Raw genomic sequence first — 26,422 nt, forward strand, 5'->3', positions numbered from 1 at the left:
ATGCAAAAGATATTTCGGGTGATGATCATCATTGCGATGCTAATTACCGCTTATCTGCTGATTTTGGCATGGCGAGATGATTATGCCGATGCTCCAGCTGTAGATGCGGTGCCAGAAACTACGAATTCGGTAGGTGCTGACATTCCTTCTACTACTGGTGCAGCAGGTGATATTCCGGTACAGACATTACCTGTGGATAACAGTGCTGTGACAGCGACTCCTGCGAAAAACGCTGGTCTAATCACGGTAACAACTGATCGCTATGATATAAAAATCAATCCAGAAGGTGGTGATATTGTTTATGCTGCGCTCAAGCAGTATGACGCAACGCTCGATAGCGATAAGCCTTTCGTATTGTTAGAAAACAACAGTAACCGTGTGTATGTGGCTCAATCTGGACTTATTGGTCAGAACGGTATTGATACAGCAGAAGGTAGAGCGACTTATAACCATACTGCTAACAATTATGTGATGGAAGATGGACAGCAAACGTTGTCAGTGCCGCTTACTTACAAAAAAGACGGTGTAACGATTACCAAGACTTTCACTTTCACTGAAAACAAATATCCAATCGATATTAGCTATCAGATTCAAAACGCGTCTACCAATGCTTGGCAAGGTCAGATGTTTGCGCAATTAAAGCGTGATGATAGTAAAGATCCTGGTATGTCTGATAAAGGCGCGCTGAGCATGGCGACTTATTTAGGCGGCGCTTGGGGTACCCCAGATGATCCTTATAATAAGCTGAAATTTGGTGACTTTAGTGATGGTGAGTTGACGACGACTAGCGATAAAGGCTGGGTTGGTATCGTACAGCATTACTTTGTATCTGCTTGGACGCCTGAAAACTTCACTGGTAAATTCTTTACCCGTGAAACAGGTAGTGATTACTTTATCGGCTTCAATAGCCAACCAGTGAACGTAGCACCAAATAAACAAGTTACCTTGAATGCGACATTATATGCAGGTCCAAAAGTTCAGTCTGAGCTAAAAGACGTTGCGGTAGGTCTTAACCAAACAGTTGATTATGGTCTGCTGTGGCCAATATCGAAGGTCTTGTTTGCTATTTTGGAAGGTGTGCATAAGGTTGTTGGTAACTGGGGTTGGTCAATTATTTTACTGACTATATTAGTAAAAATTGCCTTAATGTGGTTCTCTAATAAGAGCTACTACTCGATGGCTAAAATGCGTGCGATTGCACCAAGACTCAAAGTGCTCAAAGAAGAGCATGGCGATGATCGTATGAAGATGTCGCAAGAAATGATGGCGATATACAAAGAAGAAAAAGTTAATCCGATGGCAGGTTGTCTACCAATCTTGATGCAGATGCCTATTTTCTTAGCCTTGTATTGGGTATTAGTAGAAAGTGTTGAGCTGCGTCATGCACCATGGATTTTGTGGATTCAAGATCTATCAGCGATGGATCCATGGTTTATCTTGCCGTTGCTAATGGGTGCGTCGATGTTTGTACAGCAACAGTTGAACCCACAGCCAGCAGATCCGATGCAGGCAAAAGTCATGAAGTTCTTGCCGATTATCTTTACGGCATTCATGCTGTTCTTCCCAGCAGGTTTGGTTCTATATTGGACAGTCAACAACCTGTTTAGTATGACTCAGCAATATATCGTCAATAAAAAAGTCGATGAAGAGCAGAAGCGTCGTACGGTAAAAGTAGTCGATTAATTAGTTCTTTGTCAGAAACACAAAACCATCGCGCAAGCGGTGGTTTTTTTATAGCTGGTGGATAAGTGGTAAATGTTATCCACAGCTTATCAACATTATCCACAGTTTATCAATATTGAAGCGAATATATGTCTGATACATCTACCTTTCAAAGTTTGCTTTGTCAGTATGAGTCCAGACGTCTATAATGGAGCTTTTAAACATTGAGAGTCATTGTGGATTCCTTAGAGACAGCATTAGCCGTACCTAATTCTTCTGAACAGTCTAATACATCTGGATTGGGCACAATTGCTGCGATTGCAACGCCGCTTGGGCGAGGGGGCGTGGGTGTCATACGTCTATCAGGCAGTCGTGCTTACGATATGGCATGTGCTCTAACAGGTAAGTCTGCTTTTACGCCGCGAATGGCTAGCTTTTGTCGTTTTTATCAGGCTGATGGCACTGTCGTTGATGAGGGATTAGTCTTGTTTTTCAAAGGTCCTCATTCATTCACAGGTGAGGATGTGATTGAGCTGCAAGGGCATGGTGGTGTTATTTTACAAAACCAGTTACTTGCACGGGTTTTTGAGCTAGGTGCCAAGCAAGCGAGTGCAGGAGAGTTCTCTTACCGTGCCTTTGATAATGATAAATTGGATTTAGTGCAGGCAGAAGCGATAGCTGATGCGATTGATGCGACCAGTGCCGCCGCGGCCAGTAGTGCGATCCGCTCTCTAAGCGGTGAGTTTTCACAAAAAATTAACCAGTTGTTAGAACAGTTAATTCACCTTCGTTTACATGTCGAAGCTGCTATTGATTTCCCTGATGAAGAGGATGTGGACTTTTTGTCTGATGGCGTCATACAAAGCAAACTTGAGCAGACGCAAGATAAGATACAACAAGTTCTAGCAACGGCAAAGCAAGGTCAGCTTTTGCGCGACGGTATCCATGTCGTGCTAGCAGGTAGGCCAAACGCAGGTAAATCTAGCTTGCTCAACCGCCTTGCAGGGCAAGAGCGTGCTATCGTGACTGATGTTGCCGGTACTACACGTGATACGCTGCAAGAGACAGTCGTGCTAAATGGTTTGACGCTACATCTGACCGATACGGCAGGCCTACGCGAGACAGAAGACACTGTGGAGCGTATCGGAATTGAGCGTGCCCGTACTGCCATCACGCAAGCCGATATGCTACTGATGGTCTACGATGTGACTCGCGATGTTGAAGAAGAGAGTACACCTTTACAGCTTGCTGAACAGTTATTTGGTGAGTTGCCAGAAGCTAAACGCTTACTCATTATCGCTAATAAGAGCGATTTATTGAGCGATAATAATAGAGAAGAAAGTGCTGCTAAGACTCAAGCTGAAATCAAGAATAGAGGTTATCAGCAAGTTAATGTTTCATGTGAAACAGGTGTTGGTATTGATAATTTGGTTGAAGCACTATGTGAGAAAGTAGGCTTTCATCCACCAGAGAATAGCTTGATCGCTCGTACCAGACATTTAGACGCGCTTAGACGAACTGCTAATTTCTTGGCAGAAGCTCATGAACAATTAACCGTATTCGAAGCGGGTGAGTTAGTTGCTGATAGCTTACGTCAGGCACAGCAGAGTTTGGGTGAAATTACAGGTGAGTTCAGCGCCGATGACTTATTGGGTAAGATATTCGGCAGCTTTTGTATTGGTAAATAACGGGTAAATGGTGTTTTTTATTATTTATCAAAACTATCTGTCTTGAAAACACTGTTCTTATTCTCAATCGTAAAATAAGGAAATGCTATGCACTGTCCGTACTGTAATGCGTCAGAGACCAAGGTTATTGACTCACGTCTTGCTGCGGAAGGTGCACAAGTGCGTCGACGCCGTTCGTGTAACAGTTGCCAAGAACGTTTTACGACTTTTGAGATGGTAGAAGTTGTCATGCCAAGGATTATCAAATCAAGCAATAAGATTGAACCTTATGACAATGAAAAGCTGCGCCGTTCTATTTTATTGCCGTTGCAAAAGCGTCCTATCACTATTGATGAGCAAGAGGCGATGATTAGTCGTATCGAAAAACGTGTTAGGCAAATGGGTGAGCGAGAAATCAGTAGTAAAGTCTTGGGTGAAATTATCATGAGTGAACTCAAAATTTTGGATGATGTCGCCTACGTACGCTTTGCTAGTGTGTATCGCGACTTTCAAGATATCGATGCATTTCATCAAGAAATTGCCAATATTCGTCCAAATGAAAAGTAGGCGAAGTAAGTTTTTAAATAAGCCTTAGTTGATAAGTGATTCCTAATTACTAATCAGAATTATCAATCAGCTTTCAAACCTTACTTTCTTATATAGAACCCTCAATCATTTATTGAGCCTAGCCTTATGTCTATTCAAAGCCATGCCCAAGATGCACAAGACCGCTACTTTATGATGCTTGCTATCGAACAAGCGAAGCGCGGTTTGTATACTACTAGACCGAATCCTGCCGTAGGCTGCGTTATTGTTCAGGCAGAGCAGATTGTTGGTCAAGGGTTTCACCCTAAAGCTGGTGAGCCCCATGCAGAAATATTTGCGTTGAAAGAAGCGGGTACACGAGCAGCAGGAGCAACTGCTTACGTAACATTAGAGCCCTGTAGTCATACAGGACGTACGCCGCCATGTGCGTTGGCGCTGGTTGCTACTAAGGTAAAGCGCGTTGTAATTGCAGGTCTGGATCCAAATCCGCAGGTCGCAGGTCGCGGTGTGAAACTATTAGAACAAGCTGGCATTGAGGTAACAGTCGGTGTCCTGACAGAGCAGGCAGAGGCGCTAAACCGTGGGTTTCTAAAAGCCATGCGCACTAAAATGCCCTATGTACGATTGAAAATAGCGACCAGTTTAGATGGCCGTACAGCGATGGCATCTGGTGAATCAAAGTGGATTACCTCGACAGCTGCCCGCGAAGATGTACAAAAACTACGAGCACAAAGTGGTGCGATTATCACAGGTAGTGAAACCGTAATAACTGATAACCCGCAGCTCAATGTGCGCTCAGAACAATTGGACGTACCACCTGAAAAAATACCTAACCCTAAAATAGTCATACTTGATAGGCGTCAGCGTTTAAAGCACAGTCTACAGTCTGATTATCAGCTGTGTCAGCATCCAGATACTATTTATTGGCATGAAGATGATTTGCCGGCGTTGTTGGCTAAGTTAGTCAGTGAGCATCAATGCTATGACGTGTTAGTGGAGGCAGGTGCTAGCGTTGCAGGTAGTTTTTTGAGTCAACAGTTGGTAGATGAGCTAATCGTGTATCAAGCACCTTGTTTACTTGGTGAGCAAGCTCGTCCCATGGTTGATTTCAATCCTATGTCCCTTGCTCAGCAGTTACGGTTTGATATAGAAAGTCATCAACAGCTTGGTCCAGATCTTAAATTAACCTTATTACCTTTATAAATATTCTTCGTATAAGTAGGTTGTCCACAAATCATAAGAATAAGCTTAGAATGTGGATAAATTTATCATTGATTTACGTGTTTCACATGGAACTGTGTATAACTTTGTTTCACATGAAACGGAAAAGATATATTCATCTTGAGTTTTTTATCGAATGTTATTTAAAATCAATAACTTATTGGTTTTTTACTAGGTAGGTATACTTCATGTGAAATTTGCATTCGTTGTGGATAACTATGTATTTATAGCGGGTTATAGCTATACCTCTATTGATTTATCCCTACTTATCCACAATCTATCCTATTAAAGGTCAAATCTATTGATGTTTCACTGTCAGCTATTTGAACAAATTGTGATGAAGAATTGATAGTTGATTTGATAAACTAAAATATTCGCCTATAACGGCAATACTGTAATGAGATGAGGATAATATGTTTACTGGAATTATAGAAAGCGTTGGAAAAGTTAAATCGATGCAGGCGACAGGCGGTGACATACGTTTGACGGTAGAGTCTGATGACTTGGATTTCAGTGACGTGAAGCTAGGCGATTCTATTGCATCAAATGGTATTTGTTTAACCGTGGTAGAGCTCGGAAGTAACTACTACTCTGTTGATGTCTCACGTGAAACGATTGCTAGAACAGCATTAGAAGGGTTAAAAGCAGGACATACCGTCAATCTAGAAAAGGCTATGCTACCGACGACTCGTTTTGGTGGTCATATTGTCGCTGGTCATGTAGATGGAGTAGGGGTCGTTAGTAAATTACAACAAGATGCTCGTTCTATCTATATTGAGATTGAGATACCGCAAGAGCTAGCGCATTATACAGCGACCAAAGGCTCTATTACAGTAGATGGTATTAGTCTGACGACCAATTTAGTGCGTGACAATATTGTCTCTCTAAATATCATTCCGCATACTGCCCAAGTGACGAATATTGCTAAGCATTGGTTAGTAGGTAACAAAGTTAATATTGAAGTAGATATCGTTGCCCGTTATCTAGAGCGTCTATTAAACAAATCTCAATCTGGCGATATGAACGCATCAAACCCGCAAAGCCAAATCACAGAAGCATTTTTGGCCGATAATGGGTTTATGAAATAACAATTAAGCTTACCGAAATAGCATCCTCGCACCAAGTTTTCGACCCTATCGATATTACTTTGATTAAGTGATATCGATAGGGTGTTTTTTATTTGCACTAGAGATTTATTGTATAAAACTCTGCAAAACGGATTCTAAGTCTTTCTTACTAATGGGTTTGGATAAAAATTCGTCCATACCAACTTGCATACAAGCCTCGCGATCTTCTTCTGTATTATTTGCAGTTAGCGCCACAATCGGTATTTTATCGCCTTGTGAACGAATCACTTGTGTGGCTTGTAAGCCATCCATAACGGGCATCCGGCAGTCCATCAAAATCAGAGAGATCTCTTCACGTTGGCTTTTGAGTTTCTCGAGTGCTTGCTGTCCATCTTCTGCGACAATACTACGATAACCAAGCTTACTTAACATCTTACAGGCTATCTTTTGGTTAGTAGGACTGTCTTCTACGACCAAAATCAGTGGAGACAAGATTTCTTTCTTAGGTGTATCTTCTACAAAAGATAGACTGCTGTCGTATTGATGTTTGACCAGTATGTTTAGCGTTTTCCTTGCAAACAAGGTTAAGCGTAGTAGCTCAGACAGTAGTAAACTTGCGTCCAAGGGTTTGGTCAAAAATCCATCATACTGGCCTAGTAAAGTAGAAGGGATATGCCTTTCAAGTTTCATGCTAAGTAATATCTTCGGTAGTGAAGGCGTCGTGACTAGGTCATTTAATGCTTCTTGCTGCTCGTTATACTTGTTACTCGCATGAACTGATAAGGTGATAGATTCGCTGTATTCATAATCTAATAGCAAGACAGGAATGACGGTTTGCTCATCTTGTTTTAATTTATTTTTTAGCTGCTGTACAGTGGCTCTATCTAAAGTGCTGTAGATAGTTATGGATATCGTTAAGTACTCGCACAAACGTTGTAAATGTTCAGCAACTAGAGGCTGATTGATGACAGCGATAAGGTGAATATGGGGCAGCTGCGAACAACGATGATATACCGATTGATAAGTGGCATGAGGATAAGGAAGGTAGAGGCTAAATATCGTTTCTTTATCCACCGTATTATTTAGTTCGATAAAACCGCCGAGTAACTGAGCAAAGCTATTGGCATCCATTAAGCCAACATTACTGTCTTCAACTAAGTTATGATTGCTTTGATTCAAGATATTGACTAATTGATTTTTTCTCTCAGGAGTAATAGTTGCTCCAGTGTCTTTTACGCTAAACCGAATCCAATAAGATGTCTGCGCAGGCATTGTCGTGTCATTGTTAGGAGTTAAATGCTGATTACTTATTCGCGTTACTTTATCTCCAGGTACACGATCAACAGTGAGCGCGACATAGCCTGATGTTGTAAAACTAATAGCGTTTTTCAACAGGTTTAATAGGATATGGTGCAGTCGAATGTAATCAGTTTCGATGTAACGAGGACAGTCTGGCGCAAAGAAATAGATCAATTCTAACCCTTGTTGTCTTATTTCTTTTGTGACTAAATTGCTAACCTCTTTGCTTACTTTATAAATATCAACCGTTTCGATACTTAGACGTGTTTTTCGGACTTCAACTTCCTCTGTTGCTAGCGTCTCATTGAGCACAGTCAACATGCTTTGACTGGTTGTAATTAATGTATTTAGAGTTTTTTTGCCTTGAGCCGTCAATGTTGAAGGGTCGATGGGTTCCAATGAATCAATTATCTTCTCTAGTGGTAACCTTAACTTACGACCTATAAATGCTTGGGCTTCGTTTGATTCATCAATTTGTAATTGCAGTTGTTGGTTGTGCAGCTGTAGTTGTTCAGATTGATGGAAAATCTCATCAATATTATTAAAAATCACAGTAAAACCGTGAACTTGCCCATGTTCGCCGAACCATGGTGTCACGTGTAGTTGGTAGGCTTGTTTGTTTTCCAAGCCATAAACTATGAGTGTGCGAGTAACGCGTAAACTTGAAACAGTTTTTAACAGTATTTGAGTGGCTTCATCTTTCCCTTCAACGAAATCAGTCAGCTCATAGCTCTGTTCACTCTGGGTAGGAGGGGTAAATACTTGCTCAAAGCGTTGATTATAGAAGCTAATTTGACCATGTCGTATACTCATCAACATCGGTAAGGGTGCCTGATCAACCAAGCGCTCTAAACGATGAGTCAATGTTTTGATACGCCGATAGTCATTATGTAGTTGGTAGCTAACGCGACTTAGCGCATGACCTAACAGCATGAACTCGGTAGTAGATTTCTTTTGTAAAAACGGCGGCGGCGTATAAGATTCTTTTGCGCGGCTACTCAAATTATCCGTATAAACCAGTAACTGTTCCCAGTTAGTACGACGATTGAGCATATAGAGCAATGCCATGAAAAATAGTACGATGGCGACCATCAAAGGAAGCCAGTAACGGTAAGATATCCAGTCGACAACAAAAGGCTCATGGCGTAGTACAATATAAATCTGATGTCCGCTTTTTAGATTAATGATTCCTGTTAGTTCATTGCTATTGACGGTATAAGAGCTATGGTCGCTGCTGCTAGAAGCTGATGTACCGATGGTAGGGAAAGCAACGGTAGGAAAAGCAGATTCATTAGGACGAGTATTATGATGAATATAGGTCTGCCCAGAAGGCATCATCAAAATCAGCTGATAACTCAGTTGATCAAAAGTAGGCTGTTCTAAGATTGTTTTTATTTCACTATCTAGAGGCACTGCATGCTCAATAATGCTGTGCTGTAGGGAATAAAAAGTATCTATGCTATGTTGCTCACTATGTTTTTTCATCCCATCAAACAGTATGACATAGTACAGCAGTAACATAACCGTGAGAGACAAGGTATAAAAAATCAATAAGCGCTGTAAGGACTGGAACTGTTGCATGAAAGCGTGGCCCTATCTCGACACGAAAAATATAGTGAAATTATAATGAATTTTTTATGTACAGTAGCTGAACTACCTAAGGTTATTAATACTTAGCCTCTATTTATAGCAGAATAACGGCTTACTGTTTACAGAGAGTAGTTATTAACGCCAAATTGTTTTGTAAAAATTATAAACAGAGCGTTTGATGTCCTTAAGATTATAAAGGCAAATAATGTCATTGGTTATCACGAAGTGAGGTCATTACAATCATGGCACTGCGCCGTAAACTCACCTATAATGAACAAATAAACCTTATATAATGCATGACTATGACTACAACTGCTCCTACCTTTGATACATCTAACTCGCTTACTGACCATGATAACCCAACTACTAACCGATTAAGGGTAGTATTTGCGGGTACGCCTGAATTTGCTGCTATCAGCCTTGAGTCGTTAATTAATCAGCAAGAAGCGCTGAATATAGAAATAGTCGCTGTTTACACGCAGCCTGATCGTAAAGCAGGTCGTGGTCAAAAATTGTCAGCCTCTGCGGTAAAAGAAGTTGCATTGGCAAATGATATCGCTGTAGAGCAGCCAGTCACTTTTAAAAAGTCTAGCGCAGAAGGGCTAGCTGCTAGGCAAACTCTGCGCACCTATCAGCCTGATGTGATGATTGTCGCCGCTTACGGATTGATTCTACCTATTGGTGTATTAGAGACGCCTACTCATGGTTGTTTGAATATTCATGCTTCACTGTTACCACGCTGGCGCGGTGCTGCACCTATCCATCGTGCACTCTTGGCCGGAGACGATGAGACCGGCATTACCATTATGCAGATGGACAAAGGTCTGGATACGGGTGACATGCTTTATAAAGTTAGCGAAAGTATTGCCTCTGATGATACCGCTGCTAGCCTACATGATAAGATGGCTGCACTTGGTGCGACAGCCATTAGTACGGTATTAAAGGATTTGCCCACTTATCAAGCTCAAGCTATCGCTCAAGATGATAGTCAAGCCAACTACGCTGAAAAACTGGTCAAAACCGAAGGCGAAGTTGACTGGTCGCAGTCTGCTGCCATTATTGAACGCCAAATCCGAGGGCTGACCCCATGGCCGGGCGCTTATACTTTTTTGGCAGGGCAACGTGTCAAAGTGTTGGCTAGCTTACCTGTGAATACATCTCAGCAAACCAATGAGCCCGCAGGAACGGTTATCAGTGTTGGACGCAAAGCGATTTTAGTCGCTTGTGGTAAGGAGAATGATACCAAGTCGTCGGCCACTACTTTAGCCATTACTCATTTACAGTTTGCGGGTGGTAAGCCAATGACTGCTGAACAAGTTTGCCACGGCAACCAATTAAATGACGGCGATCAATTTACGACAGAATCAAAATAACGTTACTTATATTTAACCTACTTGCACAAGACGCTATCGACCATACGTCAAGGAAATGAAATTTAATGAGACAAAACAGTACTGCGCCTAGAAACAATAAGCTCAAACCATCAAGCAACCTTATTATGAATGGTAGCGTACGCGTGCGTGTGATTCGTACCTTACTGGCCATTCAAAATGGTCAGTCGCTCTCAAGCGTCCTTGACCCGTTACTAAATAGTCTACATGATGGTGACAAAGGCTTTGCTCATGCGTTATTGTTGACGACATTACGCCAATGGCACGCCCTTGCGCGATTGCTTGACACGTTAGCAGACAATCCTATTGATGAAGTTGAAGTTCGCACTACGATTCAAGTGGGCTTAGTGCAGTTGCTGTATTTAGAAGTGGCTGATCATGCGGCTATTCATGAGACGGTTGAAGCGGCAAAAGAGATTGAGTTTGCTCATTCGACTGGTTTAGTAAATGCTATTTTGCGTAAAGTTGCTAAGAACCCAAGCAAATTCCGTAAGAAGTGCGATAAAAAGCATAGCCTACCGAATTGGCTCGCTTATCAGCTTAAGCAAGACTGGAGCGAGCAGTATGATGAGCTGACACAAGGCTTGCGCCAACCAGCACCGATGTTTTTACGAGTAAACTCGGCCGTGACTTCGGTAGAGGACTATCAGCATGCGTTGGATGGGGCAGAAATTGATGCAGACATCGTTGAGCTAACGACTGGTTTTAACTTGGCGAATTCGTCAGAGTCTACCACTGCTACAATGCTATCAACCAAAGGTCTTAGACTACATCAAAGCACTGCCGTTAACGCTTTGCCTGATTTCGCCTTAGGAACTGCTAGCGTCCAAGACATGCATGCTCAGTTAGCTGCACCAATCATTAATAAAGCATTGATGGCTAAGCTCATTGCTGAAAATGCGAATACTGATAGCGACAGTGATGAAAGTAATAATGAGCTACACATTTTAGATGCATGTGCGGCACCTGGTGGCAAGCTTGCTCACTGGTTAGAGCTCATAAGCGCTAATGACGAATCATCGTTGTTTCACGTGAAACAAGACAATGCTGAAACGTCGCCTGTGACTGCTGATATCAAAGTAACGGCTATTGATAACGAAGCACCACGTATCGAGCGTATTCGTGAGAATTTACAGCGTCTAAATCTGAGTCAGCATGATTTGCAACAAGCAGATAACAGCATCGCATTGAACATTGTCTGTGCAGATGCGACCAGATGGCAGCATGGCAAGAATAAAAAAGCGGCGACAAATGAGCCGGTATTTGATGCGATATTATTGGATTCTCCTTGTACTGCGACTGGCGTGATTCGTCGTCATCCTGATATCAGTATCCTGCGTACAGAAGAAGACATCGAGCAAACGGCGCTGTTGCAAGCCGATATCTTGCATAACCTATGGCCGCAATTGAAAGCTGGTGGTTATCTGCTGTATGTGACATGTTCTATCTTAAAGCAAGAGAACGTCGAGCAAATGCAGGACTTTATCACTCATCATAATGATGCGGTAGCAATTGAATTTACCGAGGATTGCAACTGGGGTATCGCGCAAACTATCGGTCGCCAGTGCTTACCGATCGATAGTACCAGCGGTGATGGTTTTTATTATGCGTTATTGCACAAGACTGCTGAATAAACCGTTTTTAACTATTGAATAACATTATTGTAGACAGGACAATCTAATGAAATATATCAGTACTCGTGGTCAGACAGCGCCGATGGACTTTAGTGATGTGCTTTTAATGGGTCTTGCGCCAGACGGTGGTTTGATGCTGCCTGAGCATTATCCAAACATTCATAGCGCTGTACTCGACGAGTGGCGTACGCTCAGCTATCCACAGCTTGCGATGGCGATCATGCAACGTTTTGCCACTGATATTCCTGCGGCTGATTTGCAAGATATTATTGAGCGTACTTATACTGCTGATGTATTTGGCTCTGATGACATTGTCCCTGTCCGCAAGCTAGAAGATAACTTATACATTTTAGGATTGTCGAACGGCCCAACACTAGCGTTCAAAGACGTTGCCATGCAATTCTTGGGCAATGCGTTTGAATATGTGCTCAAAAGAAAAGATGCTCGTGTTACCATTATTGGTGCGACCAGTGGTGATACGGGTAGTGCAGCAGAATATGCACTGCGCGGCAAAGAAAATGTCGAAGTCTTTATGCTGTCACCGCATGGCAAAATGAGTGAGTTTCAACGCGCGCAAATGTATAGCTTGACCGATGACAATATCCATAATATCGCTATCGACGGTATGTTTGATGATTGTCAAGATATCGTAAAAGCGCTACAGCAAGATGCTGAATTCAAAGCAGCATATAACTTGGGTACGGTCAACTCTATCAACTGGGGTCGCATACTAGCGCAGATCGTTTATTACTTTAAAGCTTACTTTGCGGTCACGACGAGCAACGATGAAAAAGTCAGCTTTAGCGTACCATCAGGTAACTTTGGTAACATTTGTGCTGGTCACATCGCTCGCGAAATGGGACTGCCAATTGACCGTCTGATTGTCGCAACCAATGAAAACGACGTTTTAAATGACTTCTTCAATCAAGGCGCTTATCAGCCACGTCCGACTGAAAAAACTTATGTCACTTCAAGCCCGTCAATGGATATTTCAAAAGCGTCTAACTTTGAGCGTTTTGTTTATTTACTACTGGAAAAAGACAGCGCACGTGTTCATGAACTATTCGATGGCGTAAAATCAGGCCGAGGGTTTGACTTGTCTGAGTTGATGGAATCAGTTAATACGCGTTATGGCTTTGCTGCTGGTAAATCTACTCACAACGATCGCTTGCAGACTATCAAAGCGCTTTATGAACAGCATGGTGAATTGGTTGATCCACATACTGCAGACGGCATTAAAGTTGCCAAAGAGCGACAGTTAGATGGCGAAATCATCGTTTGTGCAGAAACGGCATTACCCGTTAAGTTCGCTGACACTATTGTTGAAGCAGTAGGTCAAATAGACATTGAGCGTCCAGCGCATACTAAAGGGTTAGAAGATTTACCACAGTACGTAGTGATACTGGATAATAAGGCCGAACTGGTTGCTGAACAAATCCGCCAACATGTCGCACCGAATCCTGCTTAGGTAATTACGGTCTTTAAGCTTATCATCAATAAGAAAAGTATCCGCGTGAAAGTTACACCATTGTAATAAAGTGTTTATGATTGTGTTATGGTAGATATAATTGTAATATTAGAAACGGCGTCAGCAAATCATCATCGTGCTAGGCGCTTTTTTAGGAATTATTCTAGCCAATTACACTGAACAGTTACCCTATAATCGCCATGAGAATTTTACTAATAAGTTACTGATAAATTTGATTTTTTATTAATCCAAGAGATTTTCACAGTAATAAATCAAGTACAGTTCTTTGCGTCGAACACAGTGGTACATATTGTGGATATAACGATGAAGATGAGCTTAAAAAAGATAGCAAAAGCACTGTTAATGACGACGTTTAGTAGTGCCATGTTGATGAGCACGGCTCAAGCTAACAATCCGCCGCCAACTATCAAAGCTGATGCGCCCAATCGTTATATCGTCAAAAAAGGCGATACCTTATGGGATATCTCAGGTCGCTATCTAGATAGCCCATGGCGCTGGAAAGAAATTTGGGCAACCAATAAGCAAATCAAAAATCCAAACCTTATTTACCCTAATGACGTTCTCATTCTTTGTGTAATTCAAGGAAAAACACTGATTGGCGTTGATACTGGTGAAGGTTGTGCTGGCGTTGAAAAGCAGCTTACTGGAAATGTAAGTACGAGCACGGTCGCGATTACTTCGACGGCCAATAGCATCCCTCCTATTCCGTGGTCGGCTATTCAGCATTGGCTTGATAAAACGCTTATCGTTAATCCCCAAGACTTTAATACCACGCCTTATATTTTAGCTTCTAAAAACCGTAACTTAATTACTGCGCGTGGTGATAAGGTCTATGCTAAAGGCGTACCGCTTATCGTAGGCCAACGTTACGGCGTCTACCGTGAGGGTGAGCTATATGTAGACCCCAAAACGCAAGAAGTGATAGGCTTAGAAGTTACGCAGGTAGCGACTGGTCTTGTTACTTCTACAGAAAGTAATGGTGTGACTAGCTTGCAGCTTATCGATAGCTATGGCAAAGAAGTGCGTGAAGGGGATCGCGTCTTTGTAGAGTTAGACAACGCTATTCCTCCTGTCTTTTATCCAACGCCTGCAAGTGTCAGTCGCGGTGGTATGATCGTACGTGTGATGGACTCTATCAGCTCGGCTGCGAAGGGTAGTGTGGTCGCCATTAATTTAGGTAGCTTACAAGGTGCTAAGCCGGGTGATGTGTTGACGGTATATCAAAAAGGGCCTTTGGTACGTGATACTAAAGATAATGATACACCAGTCCGTCTACCAAACGAGCCTAGCGGTATGGTGATGGTTTTCAATACCTTTGATCACATCAGCTATGCTTACGTACTAGACTCTGAGCTACCACTTAATATTGGCGATCAGTTGTTACCACCTCCTTATTTATAAATAGCTATAAGGCTTTATTAAGCAATATATTAAACCAAATACTAATCTAAGCTTGCCTATACGAGACAGATAATAATGACGGCAGTCACCTCTTCTTTATCCGACGATCAGCGCGCTATCTTAGCGCTGTGGTACGAGGTGAATGCGTCGTTATCTGCTTATCACAAATTGATCACTTCTTTTGGTTATCCGCAGCTTGCTTGGCAAGCCAAAGTAGAGGCATGGAAGCAGCTAGGTATTCACCACACCCATCTCAAACGTCATGAACAGCCAGAGCAAACACTCGCCAATATCGATAAGATTCAGCAAGCATTGATAGATGGGCGCTATGGTTTGTTATTTGCTGGTGACGCCGATTATCCTGCCCAACTTTCACAAATCTACGACCCACCGCCATTATTATTCTATCGTGGGAATAGCGTGCGCCTGCATCAAGCACAAATCGCTATAGTAGGTAGCCGCAAACCTACTGCGCATGCGCAAAAAATCACGTTTGATATGGCGCAGTACTTAGCGCAAGCAGGTTATATCGTTACTAGCGGTCTAGCTATGGGTGTAGATAAACGCGCACATTTAGGCGCGCTAGCACAGGCAGACCCTGACTATCAGGGACGGACGGTTGGCGTAATGGGTACAGGGATCGATGTGAACTATCCCAATCATCGAGATCAGTTATTTACTCAAATTATTGAGCAAGGTGGCTGCATTATCAGTGAGCTACTACCGCATACGCAGCCGCATAAACATACTTTTCCGCGTCGCAATCGTTTGGTAGCTGGACTGAGTCTCGCGACCATTGTAACGGAAGCGACCATCAAAAGTGGCTCACTTATAACAGCACGTCTAACGTCTGAACAAGGTAAACAGGTCTTTGCTATTCCCAGTCATATTGATAATAGTAATGCAGAGGGTTGCCATCATCTAATTCGTGAAGGTGCGACCTTGATTTATCATCCTCAGCAAGTACTAGAAGACGTCAATGGTCAGCTTGATTATGATAAAGGCGCTTATAGAACGGCGAACGCTACTACTTTCAATAGTAATCACTCTAATATTACTCAGACTTCCGATGCGTTTGAGATAGAGAAAAACTCAATCAAATCTACTAGCCAGCAATCATCCTCTGAGATAAAGCCTGCGTGCAGCACAGTCGTAGTGCCTGAGCATTTAACTGCAATTTATGAGCAGCTTGACTGGCATGGGCAAGATTTAGATGCGCTTATTAGTGCAACCAAGCTTGCACCGCCGCAGTTGATCGGACAGCTAATGGAGCTTGAGTTAATGGGTCTTATCAGCGAACAAGGTGGACGATATTTACGCGTTTAAAGTATCGTAAATATTCTTTATTAGACACTGGTATAGATAGTGCTTATTTATAGTCTCTCCTAGACAATATCCCTCTTGTGGTATTATTAGAATTTACTTTTACGAACCATTTAAGTCATGAGCCAACCTACACCTCTTATTACTAATTCTGCCATTCAAGCTGCTAAGTGGCTAAAAGAAGGGCAACTGCTCGCGTATCCTACAGAAAGCGTTTGGGGTATTGGTTGCGATCCTTATGACCAAGCAGCTGTTCAGCGTATTTTGGATATCAAACAACGTCCACAAGCCAAAGGCATGATAGTCGTTACTGATAGTGTCTCTCGCTTAGCACCTTTGCTAGCCTCTTTAGATGATGTTCAGCGCCAGCAGGTTATTGATAGTTGGCAGACAGACGATAGCGGAGATAAACAGCAAAATCGCCAAGCACATACTTGGTTATTACCGATTCCTCAGCCGCTTGCAAGCACTGTACCTACTTGGATTACAGGTCTGCATCAGACTATTGCTGTTCGAGTTATATCGCATCCTACAGTTCGTCAGCTTTGCCAACAGATGGTCAGTGAGCAGAACCCATTTGGTCTATTGGTTTCTACAAGCTGTAACCCATCAGGTCAAACGCCTGCTAGCACTTTTGATGCTGCCTATGCTTATTTCGATGAGCAAATTGGTTACTTGCAGGGCGATACGTTGGGTTATACCTTGCCTAGCCAAATTCGTGACGCAACGACAGGTTTCGTCGTTCGATAGCATTGTCTATTAAAACTCTTAAATTTCTCAGAAGCGATTGCTTGCAATGCAAAGTGATAAGTGTCGCTGTGCCTTATTTACGTGAGCGTTTATAGATTGACCATTTGCTAGCTTGCCTATTTTTCTACCTTTCTACCTTCCTTTACCAAAAGCATGTAAAAGTCGTTTTGATAAAAACTACAAAAAAGCAGACGATGGTTGTAACGGTCTGGTTTTCATTGAACGATAAGTAATTCAACGATAAGTCATAGTGGCGATATTTGAGGCATATAGGGAGTAGAGTATGAACGTTTTGATCAGTGGTGGTTCAGGGTTTTTGGGAAGTGCGTTTAGCCGAGATTTAATGGCACGGTCTCGCGCGCAAAATAAAGACGTGACGATTACTTGGCTAACTCGTAATAGCGGTCAACCACATCCCGACGATATCAATATGATGACTTATGACGAGCTTGCGATGTCTGATATGAGCTTTGATGTCATATTGAATTTGGCAGGTGCTGGGATTGCTGACTCTCGTTGGAGCGATGAGCGAAAAGAAGAGTTGATGGCGAGCCGTATCAAACCTACTCAGTCGATATTGGATTTTATCGCACGTGTTAGTACGAAACCAAAGTTACTGGTGAGCGGATCAGCAATCGGTTGGTATGGTACACAAGGCGATAAGCCACTGACTGAAAATAGCGATTATGAGACGGATTTTGCTCATAAATTATGTGATGAATGGGAACAACTAGCGCTTAAAGCGACCGATCATGATGTTCCTGTAGCTATTGTCAGGACAGGTGTGGTCATTCACCCTGAGGGCGGAATGGTGGCTAAATTATTACTACCATTTAAATTTGGTGTCGGTGGTCAGTTGGGTAATGGACAGCAAGTCATGAGCTGGATCAGCCGTGAAGATTGGGTCAATGCGGTCATCTTTATTATCGAGCAGCAGCTTAAATTTACTAACGAATCAGATGTCAATTACCCCAATAGCTTAGCCCAAGATAATACACCTATTAGTGACAGCACTATCAAGACTGCAAACAGTACCGCAAATAATACACATACAGTCGTATATAACCTTACCGCTCCAAATCCTGTGACCAATCATACTTTTACCAAAGCACTTGGTTCGTGGCTACATCGCCCAACATTTTTCACTTTACCAGAGTTTTTGCTTAAGCTGATGTTTGGTGAAATGTCCACGTTACTTATTGATGGTCAAAAGGTGCTGCCACAAGCGCTATTGGATGCAGGTTATTCATTCAAACACTCCACATTGCAGCAGGCGTTAGAAAATCAGAAATAGTTATATAGCAGTTGTTTCATGTGAAACATTACAAACCATCTTCTGATAATCAATTATTGAACCGTGTTATGTCTAAGGGCAGTCCATGCGTTACGCATTCTTCTTCACCATCTTTTTGCTATTACAGTTGTTTAGCTTAGGTACAGTATTGAGCATACAGTGGTGGCTCCAGCCTTGGATAACGCCAACATTACAGACAATGATATGGGCCAGTGTATTCATTATTACTAATGGCCTATTAGTATTGAGCGCAAAAAGAGCATTTGCCAACAGTTATCGTTGGATTAGTGGGTGGATGCTAATCATGCATTTTATGATATTGACGGCATTGGCAGTGAGCCTACTCTACGGAGGGTATCTGCTGGTCATTGCTTTATCAGGCACTACGTTGCACCAATCGAATGAGATGACTATAGGGCTAAGAGTACTAGCACTATTCCTATTTATAGGACTATTTATTTATTCGTTATATAGTGCCTATGCTCCTGTTATACGTAAGCTGTCTATTAAGATAGATAAACCTTTAACCAAGCCACTGCGCATTGCAGTCGCTAGTGACTTGCATATAGGTAGATTATTTGGTGTGAGAGCCATAGATAGATTGCAGCAACTTATGATTCGCTCTGGTGCAGATATGCTGCTGATGCCAGGGGATATTATGGATGATAATACAGAGGCCTTTAATGAATATCATATGGAGCAAAACCTAGCAGAATTGTGCAATAGTCTGCCAGGTGGTGTCTATGCGACATTGGGTAATCATGATTTGTATGGTCATGAACGACCTATTAGCGAAGCGCTGCAAAATGCAGGTATACAACTGTTGAACGATGAGGTGCTCTGTATCGAGCACGAGGGTCAACCAGTATGGTTAGTTGGACGTTTTGATAATCATAAACGTCAACGTGTAGCGACTACCGATCTGCTTGCGCAAGTAAATACGTCGCAGCCAGTGATATTGTTAGACCATAGACCGAGTGATATAGATAATCACAGTCAATTACCTATTGATTTACAAGTCTCGGGACATACCCACAACGGTCAAGTATTTCCCGCTAATTTCATCGTAAATGCTATTAATCGTTTGGGTTATGGCTATGAGCAGATTGGTAAAGGACACTTTATCGTATCCTCTGGCTATGGTTTTTGGGGCATTCCATTTCGATTGGGATCGCGCTCAGAGATTTGGTTGATTACGCTATCTGGCAATACAAATTAATTAGTTATACAAATCAATAATTAGCTAGCAAACGGTCTATGCAGCTAACCGCGATTGTGTACTGATGATCTCACGTACAAAGCTGCTAAACCCATGAATGATATTGTTTGTCTCTTGTCCAAGACCTTGATGAACACTCATAAAGTGAATAAAGCCATGCGGTGCACCAAGCACAGTATAGGTCTCTACAGCAACGCCGTAACCTCTCAGCTGCTTTGCATAAGCAAATGCCTCATCACGTAATACATCGAGCTCAGAAGCTACAATGTAAGTTGGGCAAACTTTACTATTATCACCCAACATAGGTGAGTTCAGTATGTGTAAGCGAGGCAGCGGACTGTTCTCCAAACAAGCAGCATCAAATACTGCTACATCAGCATGATCTAATAGTAGACCCTCACCATATAGCTCCCAACTAGGATAATCTGTTTCAATATCAGTGACTGGGTACAAAGGCATCTGCGCTAGAGGTTCGGGTAGTTTTTCTAATAGATTAAAAATTTTCTGTCCATCTATCCCTAAGTCTGCCCATGCACTTTTACTCGGTGCCGTCAGCTGCTGTGCAATCAAAGTTGATAGACCACCACCTGCGCTATCACCAGCCAAGACGATACGAGAGGGTAACGCGCCTAATACGTGACAGTGCTCAACTAACCAATCATACGCAGTGATACAGTCTTTTAAGGCTGCGGGAGCAGGGCATTCAGGCGCTAAGCGATAATCTACACTAACCACAGACCAGCCAGTCTGCTCACATACCGCATGACAGAACTCATGATGTGTATCGACATCACCAATGCAGAACCCGCCACCATGAAAAAACAGCATGACTGTTTCATCGGGATTGTGGATACGTTTTCTTCTAAAACCAGATTTTTTGCCGCCGGCTTTATAACAACGGACAGTCATGTCGCCATCATCCGCATTGGCAATCGTTTCATCTTTCCAGCTAACGGGTAAATCATTTTTTTTAGTGAAGGGCTTTATATTGCTTAGTATAGTCGTATTGGCTTGCTGCCATACTCTAGGTGACTGCATGGCTACCGCATCAGCAGTAAATCTCTCACGCAACTCCGGCATTGGAGTTAGTTCTAACGGTGTTTTGAGGTAGCTATTTACTGCAAGGATGAGACGCAGGTGAGCGTTTGCATGCAGATATTGTTTTGAATTAGGGCCTTTCAGGTAACCAATTACCCCTTCTAAAATAGGGTCTGGTAAGTAACCGAGACTTTTCATTGCATAGTGCAATGTATGCGGCTGATAGTTTGCCACAGGGTTATAAGCGAGTATTTTTTCTTTAACGCTTAGACGTTTTTCTAATGAGTCATACGTTTGTACATCTTGATTTAGTGGCTCTTTTGACGCTGGATTTTCTTTTGACGCTAAGTGCAATGTCATCAATGCTTTATTAAGCAAAGTATTGATAGATAAATTTTTTGTATTAGACATAACAGCTCTCATAAATGATTTTTAGCGTGCATTTGAGTGTAGGCAATAATATTTATAGCAATGATAAAATAGCTAGCAGGATAATAGGGTATCGTTTGGTAATAGCTTGATTAATAAGCGTAAAGCAATTGGAATAAATAGCGGTTTTTTGTTCTTTTTGTGAGTAAATATTGAGATTTATTGACATAGAACAAAAAAGTTAGATGCATCTCTTTAATCAGACTTCACAAATATTTGTCATAAATGGTAAAAATTCCTTTGCTTTAGGCTTGAAATTTGTCCTCATCACCTTTATCAAGCAGCTATTGAAGCGTATTAAAAAAACAATGAGTTAGAAACATCGAGCATTTAATAATGGCATAGTAGGATCAATAATTGTCTGGTCTACTGTGCCGTCTCTTAATCTTCATTATTGAAATTCCAAGGAGCTATCATGAGCGAGCAAAACCCGAACCACGAAAATCTTGACCAAAATGTGGCACATGAGAATATTGATCACAATGACAGTATCTTAGAAGAAACCATGAAAGAGTTTGATCCACAGAATAATTCAGGTGAAGAAACGACTATCGAAAACGAAATCAACCTTGATACTTTCAAAGCGCGTATTGCTGAGCTAGAAGGCGAAGTAAAGCAAGCCAAAGAAGGTACTGCACGTGCTAATGCTGAGGCTTACAATGCGCAAAAACGCATGGAGCAAGAAGCGGATAAGAGCAAAAAATTCGCACTACAGAAATTTGCTAAAGAATTGTTAGACATCGTTGACAACTTAGAGCGCGCTATCGAAAATGCCGATGCCAATGATCCAGTCGCTGAGGGTGTGCAATTAACGCACAAAGCATTAGTAGCAGTATTGACCAAAAACGGCGTAGAAGTAGTCGATCCACAAGGCGAAAAATTTAACGCTGACTTCCATGAAGCAGTGGGTATTGACCCAGAAGCAGCGGCAGACACAGTTGGTACGGTCTTACAAAAAGGCTATAGCCTAAACGGTCGTCTATTACGTCCGGCCATGGTTCGTGTTGGTCAGTAATATTTTTAGGGCTAAACCCTACTAATATGAAGGTTTTTCACAAAAAATGACATGAAACACAGTTTTTGCGTGATTATCGCCTTGAAAAATACGACGGGTAAACCGATATATAGCAACAAGTGACCGACTACGGTCTGGATAAATAAGTATTTATAGTTAAAAACAAATTAGGAGCAATTGATTATGGGTAAAGTAATTGGTATTGATTTAGGTACTACTAACTCGTGTGTAGCAGTGATGGAAGGTGACAAAGTTAAAGTCATCGAAAATGCTGAAGGTACTCGTACAACACCATCGATCGTCGCTTATAAAGATGACGAAACGCTTGTTGGTCAGTCAGCTAAGCGTCAAGCAGTAACTAATCCAAGCAACACTTTGTTTGCGATCAAGCGTTTGATCGGTCGTCGTTTTGATGACAAAGTCGTGCAAAAAGATATCGGCATGGTTCCTTACAAAATCGCTAAAGCAGACAACGGCGATGCATGGGTAGAAATCAACGGTAAAAAACTTGCGCCACCACAGGTTTCTGCTGAAATCTTGAAAAAAATGAAAAAAACAGCAGAAGATTATCTTGGTGAGAGCGTGACTGAAGCAGTTGTAACTGTACCTGCTTACTTCAATGACTCACAGCGTCAAGCAACTAAAGATGCGGGTAAAATCGCTGGTCTTGATGTAAAACGTATCATCAATGAGCCAACTGCTGCTGCACTTGCTTATGGTATGGACAAGAAGCAAGGCGATAGCACTGTTGCTGTATATGACTTAGGTGGTGGTACTTTCGATATCTCAATCATCGAAATCGCAGACGTAGACGGCGAGCAGCAGTTTGAAGTACTAGCGACTAACGGCGATACTTTCCTAGGTGGTGAAGACTTTGACTCAGCATTGATTGATTTCTTAGTTGCTGAATTCAAAAAAGAACAAGACGTTAACCTAAAAGGTGACTCTCTTGCGATGCAGCGTCTAAAAGAAGCGGCAGAAAAAGCGAAGATTGAGCTATCAAGTGCACAAAGCACTGAAGTAAACTTGCCATATATCACTGCTGATAGCAGTGGTCCTAAGCATTTGGTTGTAACTATCAGTCGCTCTAAACTAGAGAGCCTAACTGAAGAGTTAGTACAACGTACAATGGGTCCTTGTAAGACTGCACTTGAAGATGCTGGCCTAAAAATTGGCGACATCAACGATGTAATCTTGGTCGGTGGTCAGACTCGTATGCCACTAGTACAGCAAAAAGTACAAGACTTCTTCGGTCAAGAGCCACGTAAAGACGTGAACCCTGATGAAGCAGTTGCAGCTGGTGCAGCGATTCAAGGTGCCGTATTGTCTGGTGACAAAACTGACGTATTGCTACTTGATGTAACGCCATTGACTCTAGGTATCGAAACGATGGGCGGTGTCATGACGCCAGTTATCGAGAAAAACACCATGATTCCTACTAAGAAATCACAGGTATTCTCAACGGCTGAAGACAATCAGCCAGCTGTAACGATTCAGGTATATCAAGGTGAGCGTAAAATTGCTAACCAAAACAAAATGCTTGGTCGTTTTGACTTGACGGATATTCCACCAGCACCACGTGGCTTACCACAAATCGAAGTGTCTTTTGACATCAATGCTGATGGTATCATGAATATCTCAGCAACCGATAAAGGTACTGGTAAAGCACAAAGCATCCAGATCAAAGCGGATTCTGGCTTGTCGGACGAAGAAGTCGAACAAATGGTTCGTGATGCAGAAGCTAATGCTGCTGAAGATGAGAAGTTCGCTAACCTAGCGCAAGTTCGTAACGAAGCAGATGGTCGTATCCATGCGGTACAAAAAGCGCTGAAAGAAGCAGAAGATAAAGTGACTGATGAAGAAAAATCAACAGTAGAATCTGCCATCACTGAGCTTGAAGCGGCGGCGAAAGAAGACGATCATGACGAAATCAAAGCTAAGCTTGAAGCATTAGACAATGCATTCTTGCCAATCAGCCAAAAAATCTATGCTGATAGCGGCGCTGGTGCAGAAGGTATGGATCCTAGCCAGTTCCAACAAGGTGCAGACGATGCTGGTAGCAACAAAGCTGATGACGACGTCGTTGATGCTGAGTTCACTGAAGTAGACGAAGACAAAAAATAATACGGCTATTAACTAGTTAAATTAAAAAACGCATCCTTCGGGGTGCGTTTTTTTATGGCTGTTTTTTCTATCGTTTACTATTTCTGCTAGCTATTTTTTTATGAATAAGACGTGTTCTTATAGTTTAAACGCGCTCACTATGAGCACTTCATAGGTTAAATTAACCACGAGCTGTCCTATGTCATTCTTTTTTGAGAATTGCTGCCAATAGTCTGACTCAAATTGCTGTAGACGGGATTTTGTCCATATAAAGGTTTGAGTATCTTCTGATTTAGCTTGCGTTTGATTGGTCGATACACCAGTGAGTTTCATATGCTTTAGGATAGCGTAGGGGGTTGGAAATGGTAAATCAAAGCGCTGAGTTGAGAGTTTGATATTCTCAAAGCCATCACTGTCTAATGCCAATTGCCATTCGTCAATATCTGGGTAGTGAAGTCCTTGGCCAGTAAGAGTTTTAATTTGCAAAAAATTATTGGGCGTAAAAGTACTAAAGACCAGTTGTCCTCCAGGTTGTAGACGCTGCGCGGATTGCATGACGAAACTCAACGGATTATCAAACCATTGCACGGCATTGGCGCTGACTATCAAACTATGATTTTCTGCTAAATCTATCGTTTCAGCATCACCAATCATTACGTCAGCAGTTGGCAGTATTGATTGCAATGTAGCCGTCTGCTCACTACATAACTCATTGATAAGCCAGTGCTGGCTTTGAATATGCTCAGCGAGTAGGCGCGTCATTTGACCTGTGCCTGCACCCACTTCTAGCACACTGCTTTGCTTGGTATGAGCAATACTGTCTAATAAATAATGACAAACGGTCTGCTGGATACTAGCATGCTGGTCATAGTCACTTGCATTGGCAAAGTGGCGAGCTATGGTTTGTTTTCTAACACTGAGGTCATTAGCTGTGTTGAGTGTTGTCATAGGCTTTATTATGTCCAAGTGCGCCAGTTATCTATCAATAGTAGAAATAAAGTTTGTGTCAAACGATAAAATTACAATTGCTGTATCAGTCGCTCGCAGTCTTCGTTAGTCAGTTTGGCATTCATAACTAAACGAATGCGAGCAGTGTTTGCAGGCACAGTAGGTGGCCTGATAGGCAGCGCGTAAAATCCAGCGTCTTGCAACTGTTGTGCTTTGGCAAGGGTACTTGCGTTATCGCCTAATATATAAGGAACGATAGGAGATTCATAGTGTATATCTTCCAAGGCTAGCGATACACGGTGCCGTGGGTCAATGGCTTGGCTAAGCGTGGTAGATAACTGTGCTAGATGCGCACGTTGGTCAGCTAAGGTCGGCATTTTTGCTAAGATAAATCGTGTCCATGCATGGTTTATCGGAGGGAGTGCGGTACTAAAAATCAGCGGACGCATGGCATTGATCAGCCATTGTTTGACGACCTCATCACACATGATATAAGCACCAATTGAAGCAAATGCTTTACCAAAGGTACCCACCAAGTAGTCAATATCCGCCAAGGTATGCGTTTCTTCCGCCAACCCTAAACCTGTATCGCCAAGCACTCCAACAGCATGTGCTTCATCGACATACAGCTCAATACGAGCATCTCTGGATTTTAAATGTACTAGTTGAGCCAAGTCAGCACGGTCACCATCCATACTAAATATACTCTCGGTGACAATAATGATGCGTTCAACCGTCTCATCTGCTTGTTCAATAAACTTGGCCAAATGCTCGTAATCGTTATGACGGTAACGACAATAGGTGACAAGTTTGCTTTGGCTCAAGCGCATCCCATCGATAATGCTGGCATGTACTAGCTTATCAGCCAAAATGAGTGTCTTGACTGGTAAAGTTGTCAATGCTGGCAAGATACCAAGATTGGCATGGTAGCCACTGTTCAATGCCAGCACCGATTTTGAATCGGTTAAACTCTGTTTTTCTATGGCGCTGTGATACCAGTTTTGCAGTTCTTCTTCTAGAGCTTCTAACTGTATATCGTTGCCTGTTAATAGGCGTGAGGAAGTGGCACTCATTTTAGGAGTGTGTGTAGTAGATAACTGTCCAACTTTAGAAAGAAACTCAGCTTGTAGCTCAGTATCGCCGCCTAAACCCAGATAATCATTACTCGCAATATTAAGTAAAGCCTTACCATAGCTAATCACATGTCGCCCGTCATGCTTTAGGTTTGGTAATTGACGATACTGCTGCTTTGCTTTTAAGTCTGCAAGTGCGCTTTGCAAACGCTCAGTGATTGAATTTTGCATTTTTTCTCTCTAATTATTGTTATATCAGCCAT

The 26,422-nt window shown here is 42.2% G+C and carries 19 protein-coding genes; 15 read left to right on the top strand and 4 right to left on the bottom strand.

Going from position 1 to position 26,422, the window contains the following annotated elements; all coding sequences use genetic code 11:
* The 5 genes from yidC to JMX91_RS02690 all read left to right on the top strand — a co-directional run bounded on the left by yidC (position 1) and on the right by JMX91_RS02690 (position 6,184).
* Entirely contained in the window at positions 1 to 1,683 is a 1,683-nt protein-coding gene (yidC, locus tag JMX91_RS02670; protein ID WP_201547549.1) for a membrane protein insertase YidC, read from the top strand.
* A 278-nt stretch (positions 1,684 to 1,961) separates the two neighbouring features.
* Positions 1,962 to 3,350: a tRNA uridine-5-carboxymethylaminomethyl(34) synthesis GTPase MnmE gene (mnmE, locus tag JMX91_RS02675; RefSeq protein WP_201547599.1), complete on the top strand. Its 1,389-nt coding sequence runs from the start codon at positions 1,962 to 1,964 to the stop codon at positions 3,348 to 3,350.
* A gap of 87 nt (positions 3,351 to 3,437) precedes the next feature.
* Positions 3,438 to 3,896 (top strand): transcriptional regulator NrdR, encoded by a 459-nt coding sequence (gene nrdR / locus JMX91_RS02680; protein ID WP_201547550.1) that lies wholly within the window; start codon positions 3,438 to 3,440, stop codon positions 3,894 to 3,896.
* A gap of 126 nt (positions 3,897 to 4,022) precedes the next feature.
* Positions 4,023 to 5,078, top strand: a complete 1,056-nt coding sequence (gene ribD / locus JMX91_RS02685; protein WP_201547551.1) for a bifunctional diaminohydroxyphosphoribosylaminopyrimidine deaminase/5-amino-6-(5-phosphoribosylamino)uracil reductase RibD — start codon at positions 4,023 to 4,025, stop codon at positions 5,076 to 5,078.
* A gap of 431 nt (positions 5,079 to 5,509) precedes the next feature.
* Positions 5,510 to 6,184, top strand: a complete 675-nt coding sequence (locus JMX91_RS02690) for a riboflavin synthase (RefSeq protein WP_201547552.1) — start codon at positions 5,510 to 5,512, stop codon at positions 6,182 to 6,184.
* A gap of 105 nt (positions 6,185 to 6,289) precedes the next feature.
* Here the strand turns inward: JMX91_RS02690 and JMX91_RS02695 are convergent, their stop codons facing one another.
* Positions 6,290 to 9,043, bottom strand: a complete 2,754-nt coding sequence (locus JMX91_RS02695; protein WP_201547553.1) for a hybrid sensor histidine kinase/response regulator — start codon at positions 9,041 to 9,043, stop codon at positions 6,290 to 6,292.
* Positions 9,044 to 9,354: 311 nt separating this feature from the next.
* On the opposite strand from JMX91_RS02695, the gene fmt reads away from it, so the two are divergent.
* From fmt to JMX91_RS02735, 8 genes are all read left to right on the top strand, one after another.
* Positions 9,355 to 10,425 carry a methionyl-tRNA formyltransferase gene (fmt, locus tag JMX91_RS02700; protein WP_201547554.1) on the top strand — a complete coding sequence of 357 codons (1,071 nt, stop codon included), beginning with the start codon at positions 9,355 to 9,357 and terminating at the stop codon, positions 10,423 to 10,425.
* 65 nt (positions 10,426 to 10,490) lie between these two features.
* A complete protein-coding gene (locus tag JMX91_RS02705; RefSeq protein ID WP_201547555.1) occupies positions 10,491 to 12,077 on the top strand; it encodes a transcription antitermination factor NusB in 1,587 nt (528 codons plus the stop codon).
* Positions 12,078 to 12,123: 46 nt separating this feature from the next.
* Positions 12,124 to 13,545: a threonine synthase gene (thrC, locus tag JMX91_RS02710; RefSeq protein ID WP_201547556.1), complete on the top strand. Its 1,422-nt coding sequence runs from the start codon at positions 12,124 to 12,126 to the stop codon at positions 13,543 to 13,545.
* 324 nt (positions 13,546 to 13,869) lie between these two features.
* Positions 13,870 to 14,967, top strand: coding sequence for a LysM peptidoglycan-binding domain-containing protein (locus tag JMX91_RS02715; RefSeq protein ID WP_201547557.1), 1,098 nt, complete (start codon positions 13,870 to 13,872; stop codon positions 14,965 to 14,967).
* Between the two features lie 75 nt (positions 14,968 to 15,042).
* Positions 15,043 to 16,293 (top strand): DNA-processing protein DprA, encoded by a 1,251-nt coding sequence (gene dprA / locus JMX91_RS02720; protein WP_201547558.1) that lies wholly within the window; start codon positions 15,043 to 15,045, stop codon positions 16,291 to 16,293.
* A 117-nt stretch (positions 16,294 to 16,410) separates the two neighbouring features.
* The gene (locus JMX91_RS02725) at positions 16,411 to 17,040 is read left to right on the top strand and encodes an L-threonylcarbamoyladenylate synthase (RefSeq protein WP_201547559.1); all 630 of its coding nucleotides are present in this window, start codon (positions 16,411 to 16,413) and stop codon (positions 17,038 to 17,040) included.
* Positions 17,041 to 17,323: 283 nt separating this feature from the next.
* Positions 17,324 to 18,334, top strand: coding sequence for a TIGR01777 family oxidoreductase (locus JMX91_RS02730; RefSeq protein ID WP_201547560.1), 1,011 nt, complete (start codon positions 17,324 to 17,326; stop codon positions 18,332 to 18,334).
* 85 nt (positions 18,335 to 18,419) lie between these two features.
* The gene (locus JMX91_RS02735) at positions 18,420 to 19,553 is read left to right on the top strand and encodes a metallophosphoesterase (protein WP_201547561.1); all 1,134 of its coding nucleotides are present in this window, start codon (positions 18,420 to 18,422) and stop codon (positions 19,551 to 19,553) included.
* 36 nt (positions 19,554 to 19,589) lie between these two features.
* Here JMX91_RS02735 and JMX91_RS02740 read toward each other — a convergent pair whose 3' ends face one another.
* Positions 19,590 to 21,002 carry an alpha/beta hydrolase gene (locus JMX91_RS02740; RefSeq protein WP_201547562.1) on the bottom strand — a complete coding sequence of 471 codons (1,413 nt, stop codon included), beginning with the start codon at positions 21,000 to 21,002 and terminating at the stop codon, positions 19,590 to 19,592.
* Between the two features lie 433 nt (positions 21,003 to 21,435).
* Between JMX91_RS02740 and grpE the strand changes: the two genes are divergently transcribed.
* Positions 21,436 to 22,035 carry a nucleotide exchange factor GrpE gene (gene grpE, locus JMX91_RS02745; RefSeq protein WP_057762215.1) on the top strand — a complete coding sequence of 200 codons (600 nt, stop codon included), beginning with the start codon at positions 21,436 to 21,438 and terminating at the stop codon, positions 22,033 to 22,035.
* Positions 22,036 to 22,218: 183 nt separating this feature from the next.
* On the top strand, positions 22,219 to 24,159 hold the full coding sequence (dnaK, locus tag JMX91_RS02750; RefSeq protein ID WP_057762214.1) for a molecular chaperone DnaK: 1,941 nt from the start codon (positions 22,219 to 22,221) through the stop codon (positions 24,157 to 24,159).
* A 117-nt stretch (positions 24,160 to 24,276) separates the two neighbouring features.
* Here dnaK and JMX91_RS02755 read toward each other — a convergent pair whose 3' ends face one another.
* Complete coding sequence (locus JMX91_RS02755) at positions 24,277 to 25,086, bottom strand: methyltransferase domain-containing protein (RefSeq protein ID WP_201547563.1); 810 nt, start codon at positions 25,084 to 25,086, stop codon at positions 24,277 to 24,279.
* A 71-nt stretch (positions 25,087 to 25,157) separates the two neighbouring features.
* Positions 25,158 to 26,390, bottom strand: coding sequence for an 8-amino-7-oxononanoate synthase (locus JMX91_RS02760; RefSeq protein ID WP_201547564.1), 1,233 nt, complete (start codon positions 26,388 to 26,390; stop codon positions 25,158 to 25,160).
* Between the last annotated feature and the right edge of the window lie 32 nt (positions 26,391 to 26,422).

Origin of the sequence: Psychrobacter sp. Pi2-1, from assembly GCF_904846645.1 — a bacterium.
GTDB lineage: Bacteria > Pseudomonadota > Gammaproteobacteria > Pseudomonadales > Moraxellaceae > Psychrobacter.